This window comes from Psittacicella hinzii, from assembly GCF_003585935.1.
GTDB lineage: Bacteria > Pseudomonadota > Gammaproteobacteria > Enterobacterales > Psittacicellaceae > Psittacicella > Psittacicella hinzii.
The window spans coordinates 1-1,735 of sequence record NZ_NRJG01000115.1 but is presented as its reverse complement, the minus strand read 5'-3'; the positions used below and the strand labels follow the sequence as shown (position 1 = coordinate 1,735).

Genomic DNA, 1,735 nt, shown 5'->3' with positions numbered 1-1,735 from the left:
TAACTGTGGGGTTTAGTTTAAATTGTGTTTAAAGAGTTTTTTGGAGTAATTTCGTAGTCCTTCCATTGGACAATTGCATAAGGAAATAGAACTGTTGAACTTTTCTATTAAACTATGTAGTAGTTAAACCAATGATTAGTTTTGCAAACCTTACTCTTCTACATCTTCATAAGATAAGCCTGTTACTGGGCATTTAGCACCAGGTTGCGCTTTTTCTTTTGGTACAAAAGGACAAACTTTAGCATCTGCATAAGGGCTATTGCTATCAACACCTTTACCTTTTTTACCTTTTGTCGCTTTAGAAGCTTTTTTATCTTTGGTTACGCTCGAAGCATTATCTACAACAGCATTTTCCTGCGCTAACGCTTGGTGATCAACCGGACATTTACTTGCGGTTTGCTCGGCTACACGTTCCATGAAAGTTTGGGTATCTTTGAATTCTGGAATTTGTCCTTGTGCAGCTTTTTGCGCAAATTCAAGATATTTATTTTTATATTCTTGTTTAAGAAGTTTAATTGCTGCTTGATTTACTTCAATTTGGCAATGTACACTTTGTCCATATTTAAAGCCAACAAGAATAAATTCAGCTTCTACTTTAACTTCATTATCTAAAGCTAAAGCTACTTCTGAAGCAATCTCTTGCGCAAGATATTCAACATCACGCACAATTTTGTGTCCAATAAAACTATTAATATATTTTTCTAAGGTGAAAACTTCTAAAAGTTTTTCTTTAGCAGTATAAGTAATAGTTAAGGTCGAACCCGCACCTGGATTCATGGTTGCAGTACAAAATGGCGGAAGATTTAAAGTATTAGTAACTTTAGTTGGTAAGTGTGGATTAGGATTTTTGATTGTTTTAATTGATTTACCAGTGTGATATGAATGGTAATCAGTATCCATATCTGGTACATAAACATGTGAATCGGCAAGATCCTCTAAACTTGCTTCACTAAAATTAACCTTTTTTGTCATTGTCAAATAATCTATAGAGTAAACAAAGTCCAAGTGGCAATAAGTGCCTATTCTTTTTTCTAGACCTCATTATACGCTTAATTTTATTTGTCTGCTTAAATCTGCGAATCAATCCTAACGCTAACTACTAAATCATTGTTTACTATCAGCACAAACACGTTTTTGTTCTAGATCAACAATGACGAAATTCGCCGGATAAAAGCTAAAAGATCTGGCATTAGGAGCATAAAAATGCATAATGTCGCTAACATTAGGAATATGACTTACTAATACTAAAGCCGCATTTACAGGTTGGTCTTTTGCAAAAATTGCAATATTTTGTGCTAATTCTTGAAGATCATAACCAGAAATCGATAGAGCTCTTTCTTCTTGGCAAGGTACATTTAAATGCTGAGCAACAATGCAGCCCGTTTGCCATGCACGAGCATAATGCGAAGCCCATACTTGTTGTACTTGGATATATTGATCTTGTAAGAGACTAGCAGCATGAGTAGCTTGCTCTTGTCCTCTAGCTGTTAACTCACGACCAGAATCAAGACCGTTTGTACTTGAAAAACCAGCTTCTCCATGACGCATGATTACTAATTTCATAGCATTATCCTTAAGGTTAATAACAAAACTTAGTTTTTCTTCTATTATAACAAAGCCAAGATTAGTTATTTATAATCGCCAAAATAAAAGATAAACTGTGATTTTAATGTTAAAACTTTAGATTGTTTAACAAAATTTAACATTAACTTTAAGCTTAGATCTTCTTCTCAAG

2 protein-coding genes are annotated in these 1,735 nt (G+C 33.8%); both read right to left on the bottom strand.

What is annotated here, in order from left to right; genetic code table 11:
- Positions 1–150: 150 nt before the first annotated feature.
- Positions 151–972 (bottom strand): hypothetical protein, encoded by an 822-nt coding sequence (locus CKF58_RS06230; protein ID WP_119532056.1) that lies wholly within the window; start codon positions 970–972, stop codon positions 151–153.
- 132 nt (positions 973–1,104) lie between these two features.
- Positions 1,105–1,563, bottom strand: a complete 459-nt coding sequence (locus tag CKF58_RS06225; protein ID WP_119532054.1) for a SixA phosphatase family protein — start codon at positions 1,561–1,563, stop codon at positions 1,105–1,107.
- Positions 1,564–1,735: the final 172 nt, after the last annotated feature.

Bases quoted from the DNA above. Each gene is read 5' to 3' on its own strand.
- CKF58_RS06230 (WP_119532056.1), bottom strand. From the start codon at position 972: ATGACAAAAAAGGTTAATTTTAGTGAAGCAAGTTTAGAGGATCTTGCC.
- CKF58_RS06225 (WP_119532054.1), bottom strand. From the start codon at position 1,563: ATGAAATTAGTAATCATGCGTCATGGAGAAGCTGGTTTTTCAAGTACA.